This is a genomic window from Curtobacterium sp. JUb34, from assembly GCF_003755065.1.
Classification (GTDB): domain Bacteria; phylum Actinomycetota; class Actinomycetes; order Actinomycetales; family Microbacteriaceae; genus Curtobacterium.
The window spans coordinates 184,368-201,636 of the sequence record NZ_RJVH01000001.1 but is presented as its reverse complement, the minus strand read 5'-3'; the positions used below and the strand labels follow the sequence as shown (position 1 = coordinate 201,636).

Below are 17,269 nucleotides of genomic sequence, written 5' to 3'. Positions count from 1 at the left end.
TTAACAGGAACACCGGCCCTCGAACAGGGGTGTCCCCCAAAGAGCGGACTGCCCTTTCTGAATGTAAGCGCATAACTTCACAGCAATCTCATGCGAACCACGGACTGAGCCTGGAGTGCCCTCTTTGAACCGTGCAACACCGAACCACGACCCGAACCCGAACTCCCATCGCATCGCACGCGTCCTGACCGCCGGCATCGCCGCCGTGGCCCTGACGTGCGGCGGCCTCGCAGTCGGGGGCGCGGCCTCCGCAGCTCCGACCGGGGTGTCGGTGGCCGACCTGAAGCTCTCCGCACCACTGCGTGACGCCAAGGCCACCAAGACCGTCGCCGCGTTCGTGCGCACGACCGGTCAGGGTGCCCTCGAGGTGGACGCCGACGCGAAGGGCGGTGACCTGACCAAGTCGAAGACGCCGTCCTCGGCGGCGAAGAGCCGCGTCAAGGCGATCGAGTCGACCACCGCAGCCGTCAGCGCCGCCGTCCAGCGCGCCGACGCCGACGCCACCGAGCTCTACTCGACCGAGTACACCGTCCCCGGTGTCGCGGTCGTCGCCGACGTCTCCGCGCTGCAGGACATCGCGAAGCGCTCCGACGTCGAGAGCATCATCCCGCTCACGCCGAAGAAGATCGTCCAGCCGACGGTCCTGCCGGACGCGAGCGTCGCCCCCTCCGGCGTGGACCCGAGCCTCGTGCGTCCCGGCGCCGACGGGGTCGCCCCGAAGAACGCCGCGAGCGACGTTTACACGCGCTCGCTCAACGCCTGGCAGCAGACCGGGCACACCGGCAAGGGCGTCAACGTCGCCGTCCTCGACACCGGCCTGGACTACACGCAGGCGGACTTCGGCGGACCCGGCACCACCGCGGCCTACCAGCAGGCCCTGGCGAACGCGAGCTCCGGTGCTCCGGACCCCAGCCTGTACGACGCGTCGAAGTTCCTCGGCGGGTACGACTTCGCGGGTGCGACCTACAACGCCGACCCGACCGACCCGGCCTACGACCCGGTGCCGGCTCCGGACGACAACCCGATCGACGGCAAGGGCGGCGACCACGGCACGCACGTGTCCGGCTCGATCGCGGGCTACGGCCTGACCGCCGACAAGCAGCAGTTCGACGGCGACTACACCAAGCTCACCACGCAGCAGGTGCAGGACATGTGGATCGGACCGGGCACCGCGCCCGAGGCCGGCCTCTACGCCCTCAAGGTGTTCGGTGACGGCGGCGGTTCGACGGACGTCACGGGTGCCGCGCTCGACTGGGTGGGCCAGGCGCTCACCGAGGGCAAGGACATCAACGTCCTGAACCTGTCGCTCGGCTCCGACTACGGCGCACCGGACGACCCCGACAACGCCAAGATCGACGCACTGACCGCACGCGGGGTCCTGCCCGTGATCGCCTCGGGCAACGCCGACGACTTCACCGACATCGGTGGATCGCCGGGCAACGCCGAGGGTGCGCTCACCGTCGCCGCGAGCGCCACCGGCCAGTCGCTGTACGACGGCGTGCAGGCCACCGCCCCCGCGAACGTCGCGAAGACCTACCGGTCGCAGTACTCGTCCAACTTCACGGGCACGCTGCCCGTCGAGGGTGACGTCGTCGTCCCGACCAGCAACATCGACGGCTGCGCCGCGTTCAGCGCCGCCGACGCCGCGAAGATCGCGGGCAAGGTCGTCTGGCTGAAGTGGACGGACGGCGCGCTCGAGTGCGGCTCCGGCGTGCGCTTCAACAACGTGCAGGCCGCCGGCGGCATCGGCGTCCTGCTCGCGGGCACGATCAACACCTTCGACTCGGGCATCGCGGGCAACGCGACCATCCCGGGTGCCGAGCTGACGCTGGACGCCGCCACGAGCCTCCAGGCCGCTGCCAAGGCGGGGACCCTGCACGTGCGCTTCGCGGACGAGCTCAAGGGCTTCGAACTCGCCACCGACCCGGAGGCCGTGAACACGCTCGCCGCGTTCACCAGCCGGGGCGTGCACGGGTCGTTCAACGACATCGTCAAGCCGGACATCGCCGGCCCCGGGGTCAACGTGATCTCGGCGGCCAACGGCACCGGCGACGGCCGCATGTCGATGAGCGGGACCTCGATGGCCACACCGGACGTCGCGGGCATCGCGGCGCTGACCTTCCAGTCGCACCCGGAGTGGAGCGCACCGCAGGTCAAGGCGGCGCTCATGAACACGGCGACGCACGACGTCAAGGACGGCTCCCGCTCGGCGACCCTGCTCCGGCAGGGCACCGGCCGCGTCGACGCCCTGCAGGCCGTGACCGCCGGCACCACCGTGCGGAGCGTCGAGAACGACCTGCTCGTCACCGCCTCGTTCGGTGTCGTCGAGGTCTCGAGCGCGACGAGCGAGAGCCGCACCCTGCAGATCGCGAACACCGACGGCGTCGCGCACACCTACGACGTGGCCTACCAGCCGCAGGTGTCGCAGCCCGGTGTGACGTTCGCGCTCGACACGAAGCGGGTCACCGTCCCGGCGAACCGCACCGCGACGGTGAAGCTCACGTTCACCATCGCCGACCCGACGAAGCTCCGCCGCGTCATCGACCCCACCCAGGAGTCGGTGCAGCAGGGCTACCAGCGCGAGTTCGTCACCGCCGCCTCGGGCATCGTGGCGTTCACGCCGACCGACACGACCGCGGTGCCGTTGCGCGTCGGTGCGTACCTCGCGCCGAAGCCCGTCAGCTCCGTGCAGGGTCGCTCCACCGTCGCCTTCACCGGCCCGGGCAAGTCGGCCGACCTGACACTCAAGGGCCGCACCGTCGACCAGGGCGGGCTGACGACCGGCTACCACGCCGCCGTCGCTCCGTTCGTGCTCGGCGGGACCGACCCGGTCGAGGCGTTCCCCGACGGTTCGGCGAAGCGCTCGCTGCAGGCGGCGGACATCCGCTCCTACGGCGCCAGCTACGACAAGGCGTCGGACACGATCGCGTTCGGCATCCAGACGGCCGGTCCCGACGCCAACCCCGGCGCCGTGACCAACGTCGAGGTGCTCATCGACACGAACCGTGACGGCGAGCCCGACTACCTGGTCTACAACGCGAAGTCCGCCGCGGTGGACGCGACGTTCGCGACGACGATCGACCTGGCCAAGGCCGCGTCGGACGACCCGGACGTCGACCCGGTCGTCGACGTCCAGCCGCTCAACGGCGGGGCACCCGGCCAGGACGTGAACACCTTCGACAGCTCGGTGAAGGTGCTCACGACCACGGGTGCGCTGATCGGTGCGAAGGGCAAGTTCACCTACTCGGTGCTCACCGAGTCGGCCTACGCCCCCGGTGCCGCGACCACCGGTTCGTCCGTGGTGGACGAGACGAAGAACGCGTCGTTCGACCCGTCGAAGCCGGCACTGTCCTTCGCGCAGGGCCGCAGCACCGGCGTCCTGTTCGCCGACTCCGGCGTCCTCCGGGTCACCCGTGCCTCGGGCGTCACGAAGGCCACCGTGCTGCTCCTGCACCTCGGCAACGCGTCGGGCAAGCAGGCCGGCACGTCGACGATCTCGGTGGTCCCGCCGAAGCTCGCGCTCGCCGCGGGCAGCAAGGTGACGATCAGCGGGACGGCGAAGGTCGGCTCGAAGCTGTCGGCGAACCACGGCAAGTGGAGCACGACGAAGGCGACGTACAAGTACCAGTGGCTCCGCGACGGCAAGGTCGTGAAGAAGGCCACCGGTGCGACGTACAAGCTCGGCACCTCCGACGCGGGGCACAAGTTCTCCGTGAAGGTCACCGCGCACGCCTCGGGCTACAAGGACGGCACCGCGACGTCCAAGTCGACCGCGAAGGTCTCGCGCAAGTAGTGCGGCGTCCGCGCCGCTGAACGAACAGGAGACGCCGGGTCCGCAGTGCGGATCCGGCGTCTCCTGTGTTCCCGGCGGTCGGGGGAACGCGGATTCAGGACAGGTAGTTAGACAAACTAGTTACACAGTGCCAGGGTTGCAGCATGCAGAACACGCTGAGCCAGCTCCGGGCCAACCCGACCGAGTGGCGCCGCCGGGGGCTCACCCCGCCCGACGTCGTCCAGGCGATGATCGAGCAGCGTCTCGCCGAGCCCGGCTACTCGCAGCCCGTCGGTGACCCGTCGTACCAGGACTTCTTCCGCGCCTGATCGCGGAACGCACGGACACGAAGGACGGGAGGCCCGGTGCCAGCTGGCACCGGGCCTCCCGTCCGTCCGTCGTCACCATCTCGGGCACGCGCCAGGTGGCGCGCAGGTGGCCGTCCGATAGACTCGGGTGGACCACCGGCCCGCCTGGTCGCGTGAGGTCCTCCGCCAACGTGAGGAGAACCAGATGCCCGCAGCAGTCATCATCGGAGCCCAGTGGGGCGACGAGGGCAAGGGGAAGGCCACCGACCTCCTCGGCTCCCGCATCGACTACGTCGTGAAGTTCAACGGCGGCAACAACGCCGGCCACACGGTCGTCGTCGGCGGCGAGAAGTACGCCCTGCACCTGCTGCCCTCCGGCATCCTCACGCCCGGCGTCACGCCGATCATCGGCAACGGCGTCGTCGTCGACCTCGAGGTCCTGTTCCAGGAACTCGACGCGCTGAAGGCCCGCGGCGTCGACACCTCGAAGCTGCTCGTGTCGGCGAACGCCCACGTCATCACGCACTACCACCGCACCATCGACAAGGTGACCGAGCGGTTCCTCGGCAAGCGCCAGATCGGCACCACCGGTCGCGGCATCGGCCCGACCTACGCCGACAAGATCAACCGCGTCGGCATCCGCATCCAGGACATCTTCGACGAGAACATCCTGCGCCAGAAGGTCGAAGCGGCCCTCGACCAGAAGAACCACCTGCTGGTCAAGGTCTTCAACCGTCGCGCGATCGACGCCGAAGAAGTGGTCGAGTCGCTGCTGTCCTTCGCCGAGCGCCTGCGCCCGATGGTCGCCGACACGGCCCTCGAGATCCACCGGGCACTCGAGCGCGGCGACACTGTCCTGTTCGAGGCCGGTCAGGCGACCATGCTCGACGTCGACCACGGCACCTACCCGTTCGTCACGTCGTCCTCGGCGACCGCCGGTGGCGCCGCGACCGGTTCCGGCATCGGCCCGGGCAAGCTCGAGCGCATCATCGGCATCGTCAAGGCGTACACGACGCGCGTCGGCGCCGGTCCGTTCCCGACCGAACTGTTCGACGAGTCCGGCGAGTTCCTGCGCGCCAACGGCTTCGAGTTCGGCACCACCACGGGCCGCCCGCGTCGCTGCGGCTGGTACGACGCCCCGATCGCCCGCTACACCGCGCGCATCAACGGCGTGACCGACTTCGTGCTGACCAAGCTCGACGTGCTGACCGGGCTCGAGACGATCCCGGTGTGCGTCGCGTACGAGGTCGACGGCGTGCGCGTGGACGAGGTCCCCGTGAACCAGTCGGACTTCCACCACGCGAAGCCCGTGTACGAAGAGTTCCCCGGCTGGACCGAGGACATCACCGGCGCCCGCTCGTTCGAGGACCTGCCGAAGAACGCGCAGGACTACGTGCTCGCGGTCGAGGCGATGTCGGGTGCGCGGATCTCCGCGATCGGTGTCGGTCCGGGGCGCGACGCCATCGTCGTCCGGCACGACCTGCTCGGCGCCGGCGCAGCCTGACGATGCGGATCCTGTTCGTCTGCAGTGGCAACATCTGCCGGTCGCCGCTCGGCGCGCAGGTCCTGACGGCGCGACTCGGCCCGGACGCTGCGGCGTTCGTGGTCGAGTCCGCTGGCACCATCGCCGACGACGGTGCCGCGATGGACGGTGCCGCCGCGGCGCAGTCGGTCCGGCTCGGCGGTGACCCGTCGCGGCACGGCTCGCGGTACCTGACGTCGGCGATCGTCGAGGACGCCGACCTGGTGCTGACGGCCGAACGGTCGCACCGTGCGGCCGTGGTGTCGCTCGCGCCCCGGGCCACCAAGCGGGCGTTCACGATCAAGCAGTTCGCGCGGGTGCTCGACGGACTCGAGCCCGGTGACCTGCAGGACGTGCACGCGCCCGAGGCCCTGGTCGAGCGGGTCGCACGCCTGCGCGGCACCGTCCCGCCGCCGGCCGACCCCGCCGACGACGACGTCGACGACCCGTACCGCCGGTCCGAGGCGACCCACGCGCGGGTCGCCGACGAGATCGACGCCGCGCTCGCGCCCATCGCCGACGCGCTCCGGGCCGCGCTGCGCTGACTCGCCGCGCTGACAGAGCTCGCACCGTGCGAGCTCTGTCGTCCGGTGCGAGGTTGGCGGCCTGGTGCGGGGTTGTAGCGGCGCACGGAGCGTGCAACCTCGCACGGGGCGGCGGGCGCTGCACGGTGCGCGGCCTGTGAACGTCGCACGGGCCGGCGAGCACCGCACCGTGCGCGTGCGAGGATGACTCATGCCCGTCGTCGAGTCCCGCTGCATCGTGCCGGTCGAGCCGCAGGTGGCGTTCGCCGTCTCGCAGACGCAGGGGGCGATCCGGAAGCGCTGGGACCCCTTCATCCGACGCCAGCACCTGGTCGGTGGTGCCACCGTTCCCGGCAAGGGCGTCCGGACCTACACGGTGCAGCGGTTCGGCTTCGCGATGGAGAGCGAGTACGTCTCGTACCATCCGCCGTCGAACGTCGGGATGAAGATGACGAAGGGGTCGTGGTTCTTCGAGCGCATGGGCGGGGGCTGGCGCTTCACCGCGGCGGAGGGGCAGCCCGGGCACACCCTGGCCGTCTGGCGCTACAACTTCACCTGCCGGCCGAAGTGGTTGGCGCCGCTCGCCGAACGGATCGGCGTGCTCGTGCTGCAGCGGGACATCGACCGGCGCATCCGCGGCTTCGCCCGGGGTTGCGAGGACCCGGTCGTCCTGGCCCACGTGGCCGCCCAGCGCACCGCCTGAACGCCCCGGGAGCACTTGCATCCTTCGATGGAACTCCCGCAGGTGCGTCCCGAAGCCGGTCGTCCCCGAGCGCGCTGGTTCCTAGCGTCGTGTGCATGACGAACACCACCGACGTCCGGCCCGTCGCCGGCACATCCCCGCAGGACCGTGGGGGTGTCCGCGGCCTCATCGCCCGGCACCCGCTCGTGTCCTTCTTCACCCTGGCACTCGGCCTGAGCTGGCTCGCGTGGGTGCCCTACATCCTGTCCCCGCACGGCATGGGCGTGTGGGACATCCACTTCCCCGAGGTCCTGGGCAGCGGACAGTTCACGGGTGTGCTGCCCGGTGCGCTCCTCGGCCCGTTGGGCGGTGCGTTCATCGTCACCGCGGTCGCCGACGGTCGTCCGGGCCTGCGCCGCTGGGTCGGGCGCCTGTTCCGCTGGCGGGTCGCCTGGTACTGGTACGCCCTGGCGCTCGTCGTCGTTCCGGCCATGATCGTCGCGTCCGCGCTGCCCTTCGCCGGCGGTGACGTCCGTGCCCCCTCGGCCCTGGCCGTCGCCATGCTCGTGCCCGGCCTGGTCATCCAGCTGTTCTCCACCGGTCTGAGCGAGGAGCCCGGCTGGCGCGACTTCGCCCTGCCCCGCCTGCAGCACCGCTTCGGTGGGCTCGGTGCGGCTGCGATCCTCGGCCCGATCTGGGCGCTCTGGCACATGCCGCTCTACCTGAGCGACTGGGGCGGCTGGCCGAACGCGCACTGGAGCGAGCCCGTCGTGTTCGCCCTGTTCACGATCACGTTCAACGTCGTGATGATCCAGGTGTTCAACAAGACCGGCGAGAGCCTGCCCCTGGCCCTGCTGCTGCACGTCGGCGTGAACAACACGATCTCGACACTGTTCCCGGAGATGTACCCGAGCATGACCGCCGGCACGCTGATGATCGGCCTGACCATCACCTCGACCGTCGCCGCCGCCGTGCTGCTCGTCGTGACCCGTGGCCGCCTGGGCTACGACCCGGCGCGCCGTGCGCTGCCGATCGACGCCCCGGTCCCCGCTCGCACCCGCCTCGTAGGATCCAACGATGGCCTCCGCTGACCCGCGCACCCGTGACCGCCGCGTCGACGTGTTCGTCGCGCTCGGCACGGCCGTCGTGGCCATCGGCCTGCTGCTCGGCCTGCCGCCGCTCGACGGCCTCGAGCCGGACGGCGCCGCCCTGGCCATGCGGGTCCCGGCACCGTTCACCGCTGCGTGGACCGTCCTGGCGCTCGGCCTGCTGGCCCAGTCCGCCGCCTTGCTCGCCGCCCGTCGGGCACCACGCACCGTGCTCGTCGCGGTGTCGGTGCTGCCGGTGCTCGTCGCCGCGCTCGCCCCGCAGTCGCTCGACCTGTTCGGCCTCACCGCGCTGCCGGTGGTCGTCGCCGTCGTCCTCGCCGCACTCCGGGTCCCGCTCGCACGCCTGTGGCCGACGCTCCTGGTCGCCGGCGCGCTCGTGGCAGCCGGCAGCGCGGTCCTGTCCGGCGCACTCGGCCAGGGGGTGCTGCAGGCGGTCGGTGCCGTCGGGCTCCCGCTCCTGGTCACCCTGCTGGTGCGGTCCCGCCGCGAGGTGCGCGCCGCCCGCACCGCCGAGGCGAGCGCGGTCTTCCGTGAGCAGGACGCCCTGGTCGACGCCGCGGTCTCCCGCGAACGCGCCGCCATGGCCCGCGAGCTCCACGACATCGCAGCGCACCACCTGTCCGGCATCGCGCTGATGGCCGCCGTGATCGACCGGCAGATCGACAGCGACCCGGAGCGCGCACACGAGGGCGCGCGCCAGGTGCGGGAGCAGAGCACCGCCGTCCTCGACGACCTGCGCCGCCTGGTCGGGCTCCTGCGCGAGGACGTCCCCGCCGAACGCGCGGTCGAGACGGTCGCCGGCATCGTCGACCTGGTCGAACGCGCCCGGTTCCGCAGCGACGTGCGCCTCGACGTGCTGCCCGGCGACCGTCCGACCGACGACCGCCCCGTGGCCGACGGCGTCGGCCCGCTCGCACAGCTCGCCGCGTACCGCACCGTCCAGGAGGCGCTGGCCAACGCCGCCCTGCACGCTCCGTCCGCCCCGTGCACCGTCACCATCGACGACCGCGACCCGACCCGGGTGGTGATCCGGGTGGAGAACGCACCAGCCGCCGCTCCGGCAGCGCCGACCTCACCGTCGGGCGGCAACGGCCTGCGGGGGATGCGCGAGCGGGCGGACCTGGTCGGGGCGCGCCTCCAGACCGGCCCCACCGCGACCGGCGGATGGCTGGTGGAGCTGGCGCTCGGCCGGGAGGCACCTCCCGCACCCGCGCAGGCCACCGACGGCGGCGAGGTGGTCGCGTGATCCGCGTGCTCGTGGCGGACGACCAGCCGCTGGTCCGTGCCGGGGTGTCCGCGCTCCTCGGCGCGGAGGCCGACATCGAGGTGGTCGGCGTGGCCGCCGACGGCGGCGAGGCGCTCGCGCTGGCGCGCTCGTTGCGGCCCGACGTCGCCTGCCTGGACATCCGGATGCCGGTGATGAACGGCATCGAGCTCGCCCGGCTGTTCTGCGCACCCGACGCCGACCCGGCCATCCCGGTGCTGATGCTGACGACGTTCGACCTGGACGACTACGTGTTCGGGGCCCTCGAGGCCGGTGCCTCCGGATTCCTGCTGAAGGACGCCGAGCCGGACACCATCGTCGACGCCGTGCGCCAGGTCGCCGCGGGGAACGGGACGCTCGACCAGGCGCTGACCCGGCGGGTGCTGCGCGAGTTCGTGTCGCGACGGAGCCTGCAGCCGGTGTCGGGGGACCGGGCCGACGGGGTGCTCACCGCCCGCGAACGCGAGGTCCTGCTCCTGCTCGCGCAGGGGATGTCGAACGAGGAGATCGCGGTCGCGCTCGTGCTCGAGGTCTCGACCGTGAAGTCGCACCTGGCGCGGATGCTGCCGAAGCTCGGGGTCCGGTCACGGCTGCAGGCCGTGGTGTGGGCGTACCAGAACCGGATCGTGGCGGTCCCCGAGCCGTAGGGCGCGCGTGGTGCGTGCCGGCCGTCAGCCGGTGGTGAGCGGCTCGGCGGCGCCGGGGACGACGAGGCGCCAGACGCTGTCGTCGTCCTCGGGGTCAGCCTTCGTCAGGTAGAGGCGGAACGTTCCCCCTGGTTCGAGCACGTCGCCGTCGAGGTACTCGACGGGTTCGCCGCTCGTCGTGCACTGGTCCGACGTGCTGACGACCTCGATGGTGGCGCCGGGGGCATCCCCCTTCGAGGTCGTCGTGACCTCGGCGTCGTAGACGTCGTAGACGCCGCCGATCTCGACGGTGCGATCGGTCTTGGTGACCTGGCCGTCGACCACGAGATCGGCGGATTCGCGGCGCTCGGCCGCGGTCATGGGCACGTGGTCGATGCAGGAGCTGACCGAGGTGCCAGTGTCGATGGACTGGACCGTCCCGTCGGCGCCGCACCCCGCGAGCGCTCCGCTCGCCATCAGGGCCACCGCCGCCACCGGTACGATCCGTCCCCACTGCATGGGATGAGTATCGCTCGCAGGTCGATCGGTGGGAAGTGTCGTGGCCGGATCGTGCTGGTCCGTTTTGCGCGCGATCCCCGTTCGGGGGCTTTGGTGGGACCGGTGTGCCTGGTGGGGTGTATGCATGCACATCGAATCATCGCGCCGGACCTCGGACGATGCCGCCCTCCGATCGGCCGTCGTCGACGGGATGATCACGGCACTGCGGACGCGTCCGCTCCACGAGGTGACCCCGGCCGTCGTCGCGGACCACGCCGGTCAGGACGTCGACGTGGTCGGCCGGACCTTCCCCAGCTGGGACGGTCTGCTCCTGGCCACCATCGACCACTGGAACGAGCAGCGCACCGCACCGCTCATGCCACTCGCCGAACGGTTCGGGACGGTGCCGTTCCTGCGTGCGATCGTGACCGCGAACATCGCCGACCCGTCCCTGATGCGCTTCCTCACCGCCACCCTGAACATCGCGGCGTCACCGGAGCACCCGCTCGCGCCGATGCTGCACGCGCGGTGGCGCCGGTTCCACGCCTTCGTGCAGGACTCCCTGCAGCGCGACAGCCTGCTCGGTCGTGAACCGAGCACCATGGAGCCGTCGCGCGGCGCCGAGCAGCTGCTCGCGACCTACGAGGGACTGCAGCTGCAGTCCATGGTGCGCCCCGAGATGGACCTGCTCGAAGCGTTCGACCGGGCCGTCACCCGGTTGCGCGAGGGATGGTCCCGCGAGTACGTCGCCCCCGTGTGGGACCTCGACCTGGTGAGCTGACCCGGACCCACCACAGACCGCGGACGCTAGGGCGTCCGAGGGCAGACGCCAGCCGTCTGCACGCGCCACCGCTCGATTCGGGTTCGAGCGGAAGCGCGCACACCGTGCCGCCGCTCGATTCGGGTTCGAGCGGCGGCACGCACACTGAACACCCACGGGGTACCCGCGACGACGCGGCGCCGGGCGAGGAACACACCACGATGCAGCACCTGACGTTCTCGGTCGCGGCCGAGCCCTTCGACCACGAGGACGCCGTCCGGCTGCGCGCCGCGGCCCGGATCGAGGTCGACCGGATCTACGGTCGCCCGGCCGACCGTGGCCGTCCGCTGACCGAGGCGACCGCTGCCGTGCACGTCATCGCCCGAGACCGCTCGGGCCTGGCGCTCGGTACCGCGTCGCTGAGTGCGGCCGGCGACGGCGTGTTCGAGGTCCGGCGGCTGTTCGTCCGACCGGACTCCCGCGGGCAGGGCGTCGGCGACCTGCTGGTGCTCGAACTGCTCGCGCAGGCCGAAGAGCTGCAGGCACCGGCGGTCGTCGCCGAGTTCGGCGTGCTGCAGCCGCACGCCGCCGCGCTGTTCGCCCGGAACGGGTTCGTGCGGATCCAGCCGTTCGGACCCTACCGCGACGACCCCGAGTCGGTCTGCTTCTCGCGGGCGTTGTGATCGCCCGTGCCCTCGACCGGGATCTCGAAGAGGTCCGTGTGCCGGTAGTCCTCGGCCCACCCCCGCCGCAGCCGTGACACGGCGCGGTCGAAGGAGGCGATGATGTCGAACCCCTCGATGAGGAGCGACTGGATCCGCAGACCGTCGTAGAGCGCGAGGAGCTGCTCGGTGGCACGCGCGGGATCCATGGTGGCCGGCTCGCGACCGGTCCGGATGTCCCGCTCGAGTGCTTCCCGGACGGTCCGACGGAACCGGAGGTACAGGGTGCGGTAGTACTCCGCGCCCTCGTGTCCGGGGTCGGTGCTCGAGGCGAGCGTCGAGGCGAGCAGCCGCATCAACGCCGGTTCCTCCGAGTACGCCACGACCAGCGCGTGCAGGTAGGCGACCGCGCCGTGCGTGTCGGCGATCGGCCGCAGGGGTCGTGACACCGAGCTCGACCACCGGTCGACCGTGGCGGTCAACAGGCTCTCGCGGGAGGGGAAGTGGGTGCGCAGCTCGTCGACGGTCATCTCGGCCCGGGCGGCGACGGTGTCGACGTCGACCTGCTCGACTCCGGTCTCGTGCAGCACCGTGATCGTCGCGTTGACGATCCGGGTGCGCAGCTCGATGCCGTCGTCGCCGTGCTGGTTCGTCAGCGGCGCCAGGGGGTGCTTCCGGAACCACTCCAGCAGGGCCGTCGCGCGGGACGTACCGGTGGCGGGGTCGGGCGCGTGCCCGTCGGCGAAGAGGTCGAGGAACCCCGGGATATCCTTGATCAACGGGTCCGCCGGTTGGAACGCCATCGACCACTCCGGGAAGGACCGGGTCGCGACGGTGTCCGCGGCGACCTGGCGAACGTTGGTGTGGCGGGGGTCCTGACGGATGCCCTCGAACCGTTCCCGCACGACCTCGTCGTCGCCCTCGATGATGCCGATGCAGTTGCTCCCCTGGTGGGCGAGGATCCCCGTGATGCCGAGCTGCAGGTTCTTCTCGCGACCGATCACCAGGATCTCGGCGAGTTCCTCGTCCGTGACCGGTCGGCTCATCGTGCTCACGTACACCAACGACAGCATGTGGTCCCTGTTCCTCCGAGCGAGCGTGTACTCCACACAGTGGTGCACCCCTGCCGCCAGGGCAAGCCTCGGTTCCCCGCTGAATGGGGGTGCCGCCGTGTCGAACCCGAATCGACACGCCGGCACCCACCGCGACCGCCCCACCCGAGGGGGTCACCTTCGCTTGGTGCCGAAGCTCCGCGCGGATCTCGTCCGCAACGGAGTTGCTGACTCGACGACCCAACCAGGCCGCGCCCCTCGTCGGTATCCCCCGAACGGGGAACGCACGTTCTCCGGATGACGGCAGGGTGCTCCCGGTCGATTTCCGCGTACCTGTGCACCCGGAGAGCGGCACATCCGTACCGTCTCGTGAGCTACCCCGCGGCGCCCAGCTGCGGGGGCCCGATCCCTGTTCCGGGCTGGCATCGTCGCGGCCCGCCGCGCCGAACCCGACGTCGTCGTAGCGCGAGGGCGCCTGCTCCCCGACCCGAACGAGGAGCAGACGCCCTCGGTCACCGTTCGGTGTCGGCCCACGTGGTCGCAGCTGTCCGGTCTGCGCATCCATGCCTGCCGGGGTACGTGCGCGAGCCGGGACCACAGCGGCCGCCCGGTACAACGACACCATGACCACTTCTGCCCGCACCCCGCTCGGCGTCACGCTCGTCGACGGCGGCGCCAACGTCGCTCTCTTCTCCAGCACCGCGGAGCGCGTCGAGTTCTGCACGTTCGACGACGACGGCACGGAACACCGCACCGAGCTGCAGCACCGCACCGGCTACACCTTCCACGACATCGTCCCCGGCGTCGCCGTCGGCACCCGCTACGGCTTCCGCGTGCACGGCGCGTGGGACCCGGCCAAGGGCCTCCGCCACAACGGCTCCAAGCTCCTGCTCGACCCGTACGCCACGGCGGTCGACGGCTCGTACGAGTGGGGCCAGGCCCTGTTCGGGCACGACATGGACGACCCGGAGACCCGCGACGACACCGACTCGGCCGCCGCCATGCCGAAGTCGGTCGTCGCCGACCGCTCGTTCGACTGGGGCGACGACGTCCGTCCCGCGACCCCGCTCGGCGACACCGTCTTCTACGAGGTCCACGTGAAGGGCTTCACGAAGCAGCACCCCGACGTTCCCGAGGCGATCCGCGGCACCTACGCCGGCATGGCGCACCCGGCCGCGATCCAGCACCTCGTCGACCTCGGCGTCACGGCCGTCGAGCTGCTGCCCACGCACCAGTTCGTCCAGGACTCCACACTCGCCGACAAGGGGCTGCGCAACTACTGGGGCTACAACTCCATCGGGTTCTTCGCGCCGCACGACGAGTACTCGTCCAGCGGCACGGCCGGCCAGCAGGTCGCCGAGTTCAAGGAGATGGTCAAGGCCCTGCACGCAGCCGGGCTCGAGGTCATCATGGACGTCGTCTACAACCACACCGCCGAGGGCAACCACATGGGCCCGACGCTGTCCTTCAAGGGCATCGACAACGAGTCGTACTACCGGCTCGTCGAGGGCGACGAAGCGAACTACTTCGACACGACCGGTACCGGCAACAGCCTCAACGTCTCGCACCCGGCCGCACTCGGTCTGATCATGGACTCGCTGCGCTACTGGGTCGAGGAGATGCACGTCGACGGTTTCCGCTTCGACCTGGCGACCACGCTGACCCGTCAGGGCGGCGAAGCCGAGAAGCACTCCGCGTTCCTCGACATCATCCACCAGGACCCGGTGCTCCGTGAGGTCAAGATGATCGCCGAGCCGTGGGACACCGCGGGGTACCAGGTCGGCGGGTTCCCGGCCGACTGGTCCGAGTGGAACGGCAAGTACCGCGACGACCTCCGTGCCTTCTGGCGCGGCGACGAGGGGGCGCTCGGTGACGCCGTGCAGCGTGTCCTCGGCAGCCCGGACGTCTACGAGGGGTCACGGCGCTCGCCGCTGTGCTCGGTCGACTTCGTCACGGCCCACGACGGCTTCACCCTGGCGGACCTGACCTCGTACGCCGAGAAGCACAACGAGGCGAACGGCGAGGACAACAACGACGGCGAGAGCGACAACGCCTCGTTCAACGGCGGGGTGGAGGGCCCGACGGACGACGCCGGGGTCAACGAGTACCGCGATCGGCAGCGCCGGAACTTCCTCGGCACCCTGCTGCTGTCGGCCGGTGTGCCGATGATCCTCGGCGGCGACGAGATCGCCCGCTCGCAGGGCGGCAACAACAACGCCTACTGCCAGGACGACGAGATCTCCTGGTTCGACTGGGACGCCGCCGACCAGGACCTGCTCGCCTTCACGACCTCGGCGATCGCGTTCCGGGCGCAGCACCGGTCCCTGCGTCCGGAGTGGTACCGCACGGCACCCGGTGACTCCGACTCGACCGTCTCGGTGCTCCGCGCCGACAACGCCGGCTTCGAGGACGGGGACTGGGCAGACGGCGGCAACCGGGCGGTGATGCTCGTCCTCGAACAGGGCGACGACACGGTCGCCGTCCTGCTCAACGCCTCGGACACCACCGTCGAGTTCACGCTGCCCGAGAAGCCGGGTGGCGGCACGTGGCAGCTCGGGCTGTCCAGTGACCCGGAGCAGCAGGTCGCGGGTGACGCGGCGACCGTGCTCGTGCGCGACGCGTCCTTCTCCGCGCTGTACTGACCCCGCTCCGGCCGCCGGTGATCGCCTGTCCGGGCCGGTCACCGGCGGCCGCGCCGGGACTACGGTCGACCCATGGTGCGTGACGACGAGCTCAGCCGGCAGCGGCGCGACCAGAAGCGGTGGATGCTGTGGTGTGCCGGCGGTCTGGTTGCGCACGTGGTGACGCTGTTCGTGCTCCGCCTGTGGTTCCCGGTCAGCACCGGTGTGGTGGGTCTCTGGGTGGTCCTGGCGGTCTCACCCTGGTTCCTGCCCTTCGACGCACCCCGCGCGGGCAACCGACCCGCGATGGTCGGCGCCGTCGTCGTGACGGCTGCCGGCGTGAGCTTGCTGCTCGGCGCGGCCCCGCCGAACACAGAGCGTGTCGATGCGGCCGCCGTCGGAGCGATCCTAGGGGTCCTGCTCGCCGTGATCGGAGGGGCGTGGGTCGGGTTCATCGCGACGCGGTTCTCACGGCGGCAGGTCGATGCGGAGATCGAGCGGTTCCGGCGCGAGCAGGAGGCAGCGGTCGAGGACTGACCTCGTCAGGCTCGGTCTCGGCGCACCGGACGGACCGGCACCACGGAGGTGTCAGCCGGGACCGGTGAACGTTGGATCGCGATCACCGTCACGTCGTCGTCGTGCGCGACCTCGTCCGCCCGCGCGGACAGCGCCGCCACGAGTGCAGTGGGCTCGGACCCGCAGGCCCGCGCGAGGTCGGCCACCGCGTCGACGGTGTCCTCGCGGCCTCCGAACAGGTCGAGCACGCCGTCACTGAACGAGATGAGGAGGTCGCCGGCGTCGAGGAACCCCTCGGTCGTCGCCCACTCGTCGCGGAGTCCCATCCCGAGCGGGAGGTCGCTCGACCGGAGCCGGTCCACGGTGCCGTCCGACCGGAGCACCAGGCTCAGCCCGTGCCCCGCGTCCGCCCACCGGAAGGTGCCGTCGGTCGAGATGCGCGCGTGGAACAGCGTGGTGAACGTCACGTCGGTCACGCTGGCCTCTGCGGCGAGCCCGTCGGCTGCGCGGAGGAGGGCCTCGGACGGGTCGTCGACGGTGCGGGCACTCCGTACCGTGGCGCGCACGGCCGCCGCGATGAGCCCGGCCCCGACACCCTTGCCCATCACGTCCCCGAGGGTGACGGCGATCCCGGTGTTCGTCTCGTACCAGTCGAAGAAGTCACCACCGACCGACTTCGCCGGCAGACAGGCGCCCGCCACCGCGACGTCGGCGCCCAGGTGGCCGGTCGACGTCGGGAGCAGGGACCGCTGCACGGCGGCAGCCCGCTCGATCTCCGCGCGGACGCGCTCCTCACCCAGCCGGGCAGCGCGGACGTTGCGCCGCGCTCGCCGCGAGAGCTCCTGCACGACCGCCGCGACCGTTCCGAACACGATGACGGTCACGCCGAGGCGGACGAGCTCGCTCGCACCGGGGACGTTCGTCGGCGTCAGGAAGTAGGGCGCCATGATCACGAGCGTCACTCCCAGCGCCGCGTACACGACGGTCAGGCGACCACGGAGGGACCCGCACCAGACGACCGGCAGCACGGCGAGCGACGTGAAGACCGAGGCACCTGCGCCCGTGCTCGTCCGGAAGAGCGCGATCGCCACGAAGTCGAGCACCAGCAACGCCGGCACGAGCCCGACGGCGTGGGGGAGCGCCAACGCCAGTGCAGCCACGACCGTCGCGACTCCGGTGACCGCCAGGCTCCCGACGAACAGGCCGCCGTCCGTCACCTCGAGCGACGGTACCGTGATCGAGAGGACCGCGCTGAGCGCCAGCAGCCCGCTGAGCGGAGCCTGCCGCGCGAGGGGGCTCTCGAAGACGCTGGTTGTGCGAGACATTCGAGGAGGACGTTACCGGTCGATGCGT

15 protein-coding genes are annotated in these 17,269 nt (G+C 71.2%); 12 read left to right on the top strand and 3 right to left on the bottom strand.

Going from position 1 to position 17,269, the window contains the following annotated elements; translation table 11 throughout:
* Positions 1 to 124: 124 nt before the first annotated feature.
* The 8 genes from EDF63_RS00915 to EDF63_RS00885 all read left to right on the top strand — a co-directional run bounded on the left by EDF63_RS00915 (position 125) and on the right by EDF63_RS00885 (position 9,828).
* Positions 125 to 3,793, top strand: a complete 3,669-nt coding sequence (locus EDF63_RS00915) for a S8 family serine peptidase (protein ID WP_185021230.1) — start codon at positions 125 to 127, stop codon at positions 3,791 to 3,793.
* A gap of 143 nt (positions 3,794 to 3,936) precedes the next feature.
* Entirely contained in the window at positions 3,937 to 4,101 is a 165-nt protein-coding gene (locus EDF63_RS18525; RefSeq protein WP_159573348.1) for a hypothetical protein, read from the top strand.
* Positions 4,102 to 4,285: 184 nt separating this feature from the next.
* Entirely contained in the window at positions 4,286 to 5,584 is a 1,299-nt protein-coding gene (locus EDF63_RS00910; RefSeq protein WP_123312146.1) for an adenylosuccinate synthase, read from the top strand.
* Positions 5,585 to 5,586: 2 nt separating this feature from the next.
* On the top strand, positions 5,587 to 6,147 hold the full coding sequence (locus EDF63_RS00905) for a low molecular weight phosphatase family protein (RefSeq protein WP_123310379.1): 561 nt from the start codon (positions 5,587 to 5,589) through the stop codon (positions 6,145 to 6,147).
* A 190-nt stretch (positions 6,148 to 6,337) separates the two neighbouring features.
* Positions 6,338 to 6,829, top strand: coding sequence for an SRPBCC family protein (locus EDF63_RS00900; RefSeq protein ID WP_123310377.1), 492 nt, complete (start codon positions 6,338 to 6,340; stop codon positions 6,827 to 6,829).
* Between the two features lie 95 nt (positions 6,830 to 6,924).
* Positions 6,925 to 7,899, top strand: a complete 975-nt coding sequence (locus EDF63_RS00895) for a CPBP family intramembrane glutamic endopeptidase (protein ID WP_123310376.1) — start codon at positions 6,925 to 6,927, stop codon at positions 7,897 to 7,899.
* Positions 7,886 to 9,163, top strand: a complete 1,278-nt coding sequence (locus EDF63_RS00890) for a sensor histidine kinase (protein ID WP_123310373.1) — start codon at positions 7,886 to 7,888, stop codon at positions 9,161 to 9,163. Before EDF63_RS00895 ends, EDF63_RS00890 begins: the two co-directional genes overlap by 14 nt.
* Complete coding sequence (locus EDF63_RS00885; protein WP_123293595.1) at positions 9,160 to 9,828, top strand: response regulator transcription factor; 669 nt, start codon at positions 9,160 to 9,162, stop codon at positions 9,826 to 9,828. The genes EDF63_RS00890 and EDF63_RS00885 overlap by 4 nt, the downstream gene beginning before the upstream one ends.
* A 24-nt stretch (positions 9,829 to 9,852) precedes the next feature.
* Here the strand turns inward: EDF63_RS00885 and EDF63_RS00880 are convergent, their stop codons facing one another.
* The gene (locus EDF63_RS00880) at positions 9,853 to 10,326 is read right to left on the bottom strand and encodes a hypothetical protein (RefSeq protein ID WP_123310371.1); all 474 of its coding nucleotides are present in this window, start codon (positions 10,324 to 10,326) and stop codon (positions 9,853 to 9,855) included.
* Between the two features lie 124 nt (positions 10,327 to 10,450).
* Here EDF63_RS00880 and EDF63_RS00875 point away from each other — a divergent pair, with 124 nt between their 5' ends.
* A complete protein-coding gene (locus EDF63_RS00875; protein WP_123310369.1) occupies positions 10,451 to 11,086 on the top strand; it encodes a TetR/AcrR family transcriptional regulator in 636 nt (211 codons plus the stop codon).
* A gap of 200 nt (positions 11,087 to 11,286) precedes the next feature.
* Complete coding sequence (locus tag EDF63_RS00870; RefSeq protein WP_131921307.1) at positions 11,287 to 11,748, top strand: GNAT family N-acetyltransferase; 462 nt, start codon at positions 11,287 to 11,289, stop codon at positions 11,746 to 11,748.
* Here the strand turns inward: EDF63_RS00870 and EDF63_RS00865 are convergent.
* Positions 11,703 to 12,800: a BLUF domain-containing protein gene (locus EDF63_RS00865; RefSeq protein WP_123310365.1), complete on the bottom strand. Its 1,098-nt coding sequence runs from the start codon at positions 12,798 to 12,800 to the stop codon at positions 11,703 to 11,705. The two genes, EDF63_RS00870 and EDF63_RS00865, sit on opposite strands and share 46 nt — an antisense overlap.
* A gap of 602 nt (positions 12,801 to 13,402) precedes the next feature.
* Between EDF63_RS00865 and glgX the strand changes: the two genes are divergently transcribed.
* Positions 13,403 to 15,421 (top strand): glycogen debranching protein GlgX, encoded by a 2,019-nt coding sequence (gene glgX, locus EDF63_RS00860; RefSeq protein WP_123310363.1) that lies wholly within the window; start codon positions 13,403 to 13,405, stop codon positions 15,419 to 15,421.
* A gap of 72 nt (positions 15,422 to 15,493) precedes the next feature.
* Positions 15,494 to 15,937: a hypothetical protein gene (locus EDF63_RS00855; RefSeq protein WP_123310361.1), complete on the top strand. Its 444-nt coding sequence runs from the start codon at positions 15,494 to 15,496 to the stop codon at positions 15,935 to 15,937.
* 5 nt (positions 15,938 to 15,942) lie between these two features.
* Here the strand turns inward: EDF63_RS00855 and EDF63_RS00850 are convergent, their stop codons facing one another.
* Positions 15,943 to 17,241, bottom strand: coding sequence for a PP2C family protein-serine/threonine phosphatase (locus EDF63_RS00850; RefSeq protein WP_123310359.1), 1,299 nt, complete (start codon positions 17,239 to 17,241; stop codon positions 15,943 to 15,945).
* Positions 17,242 to 17,269 lie beyond the last annotated feature (28 nt).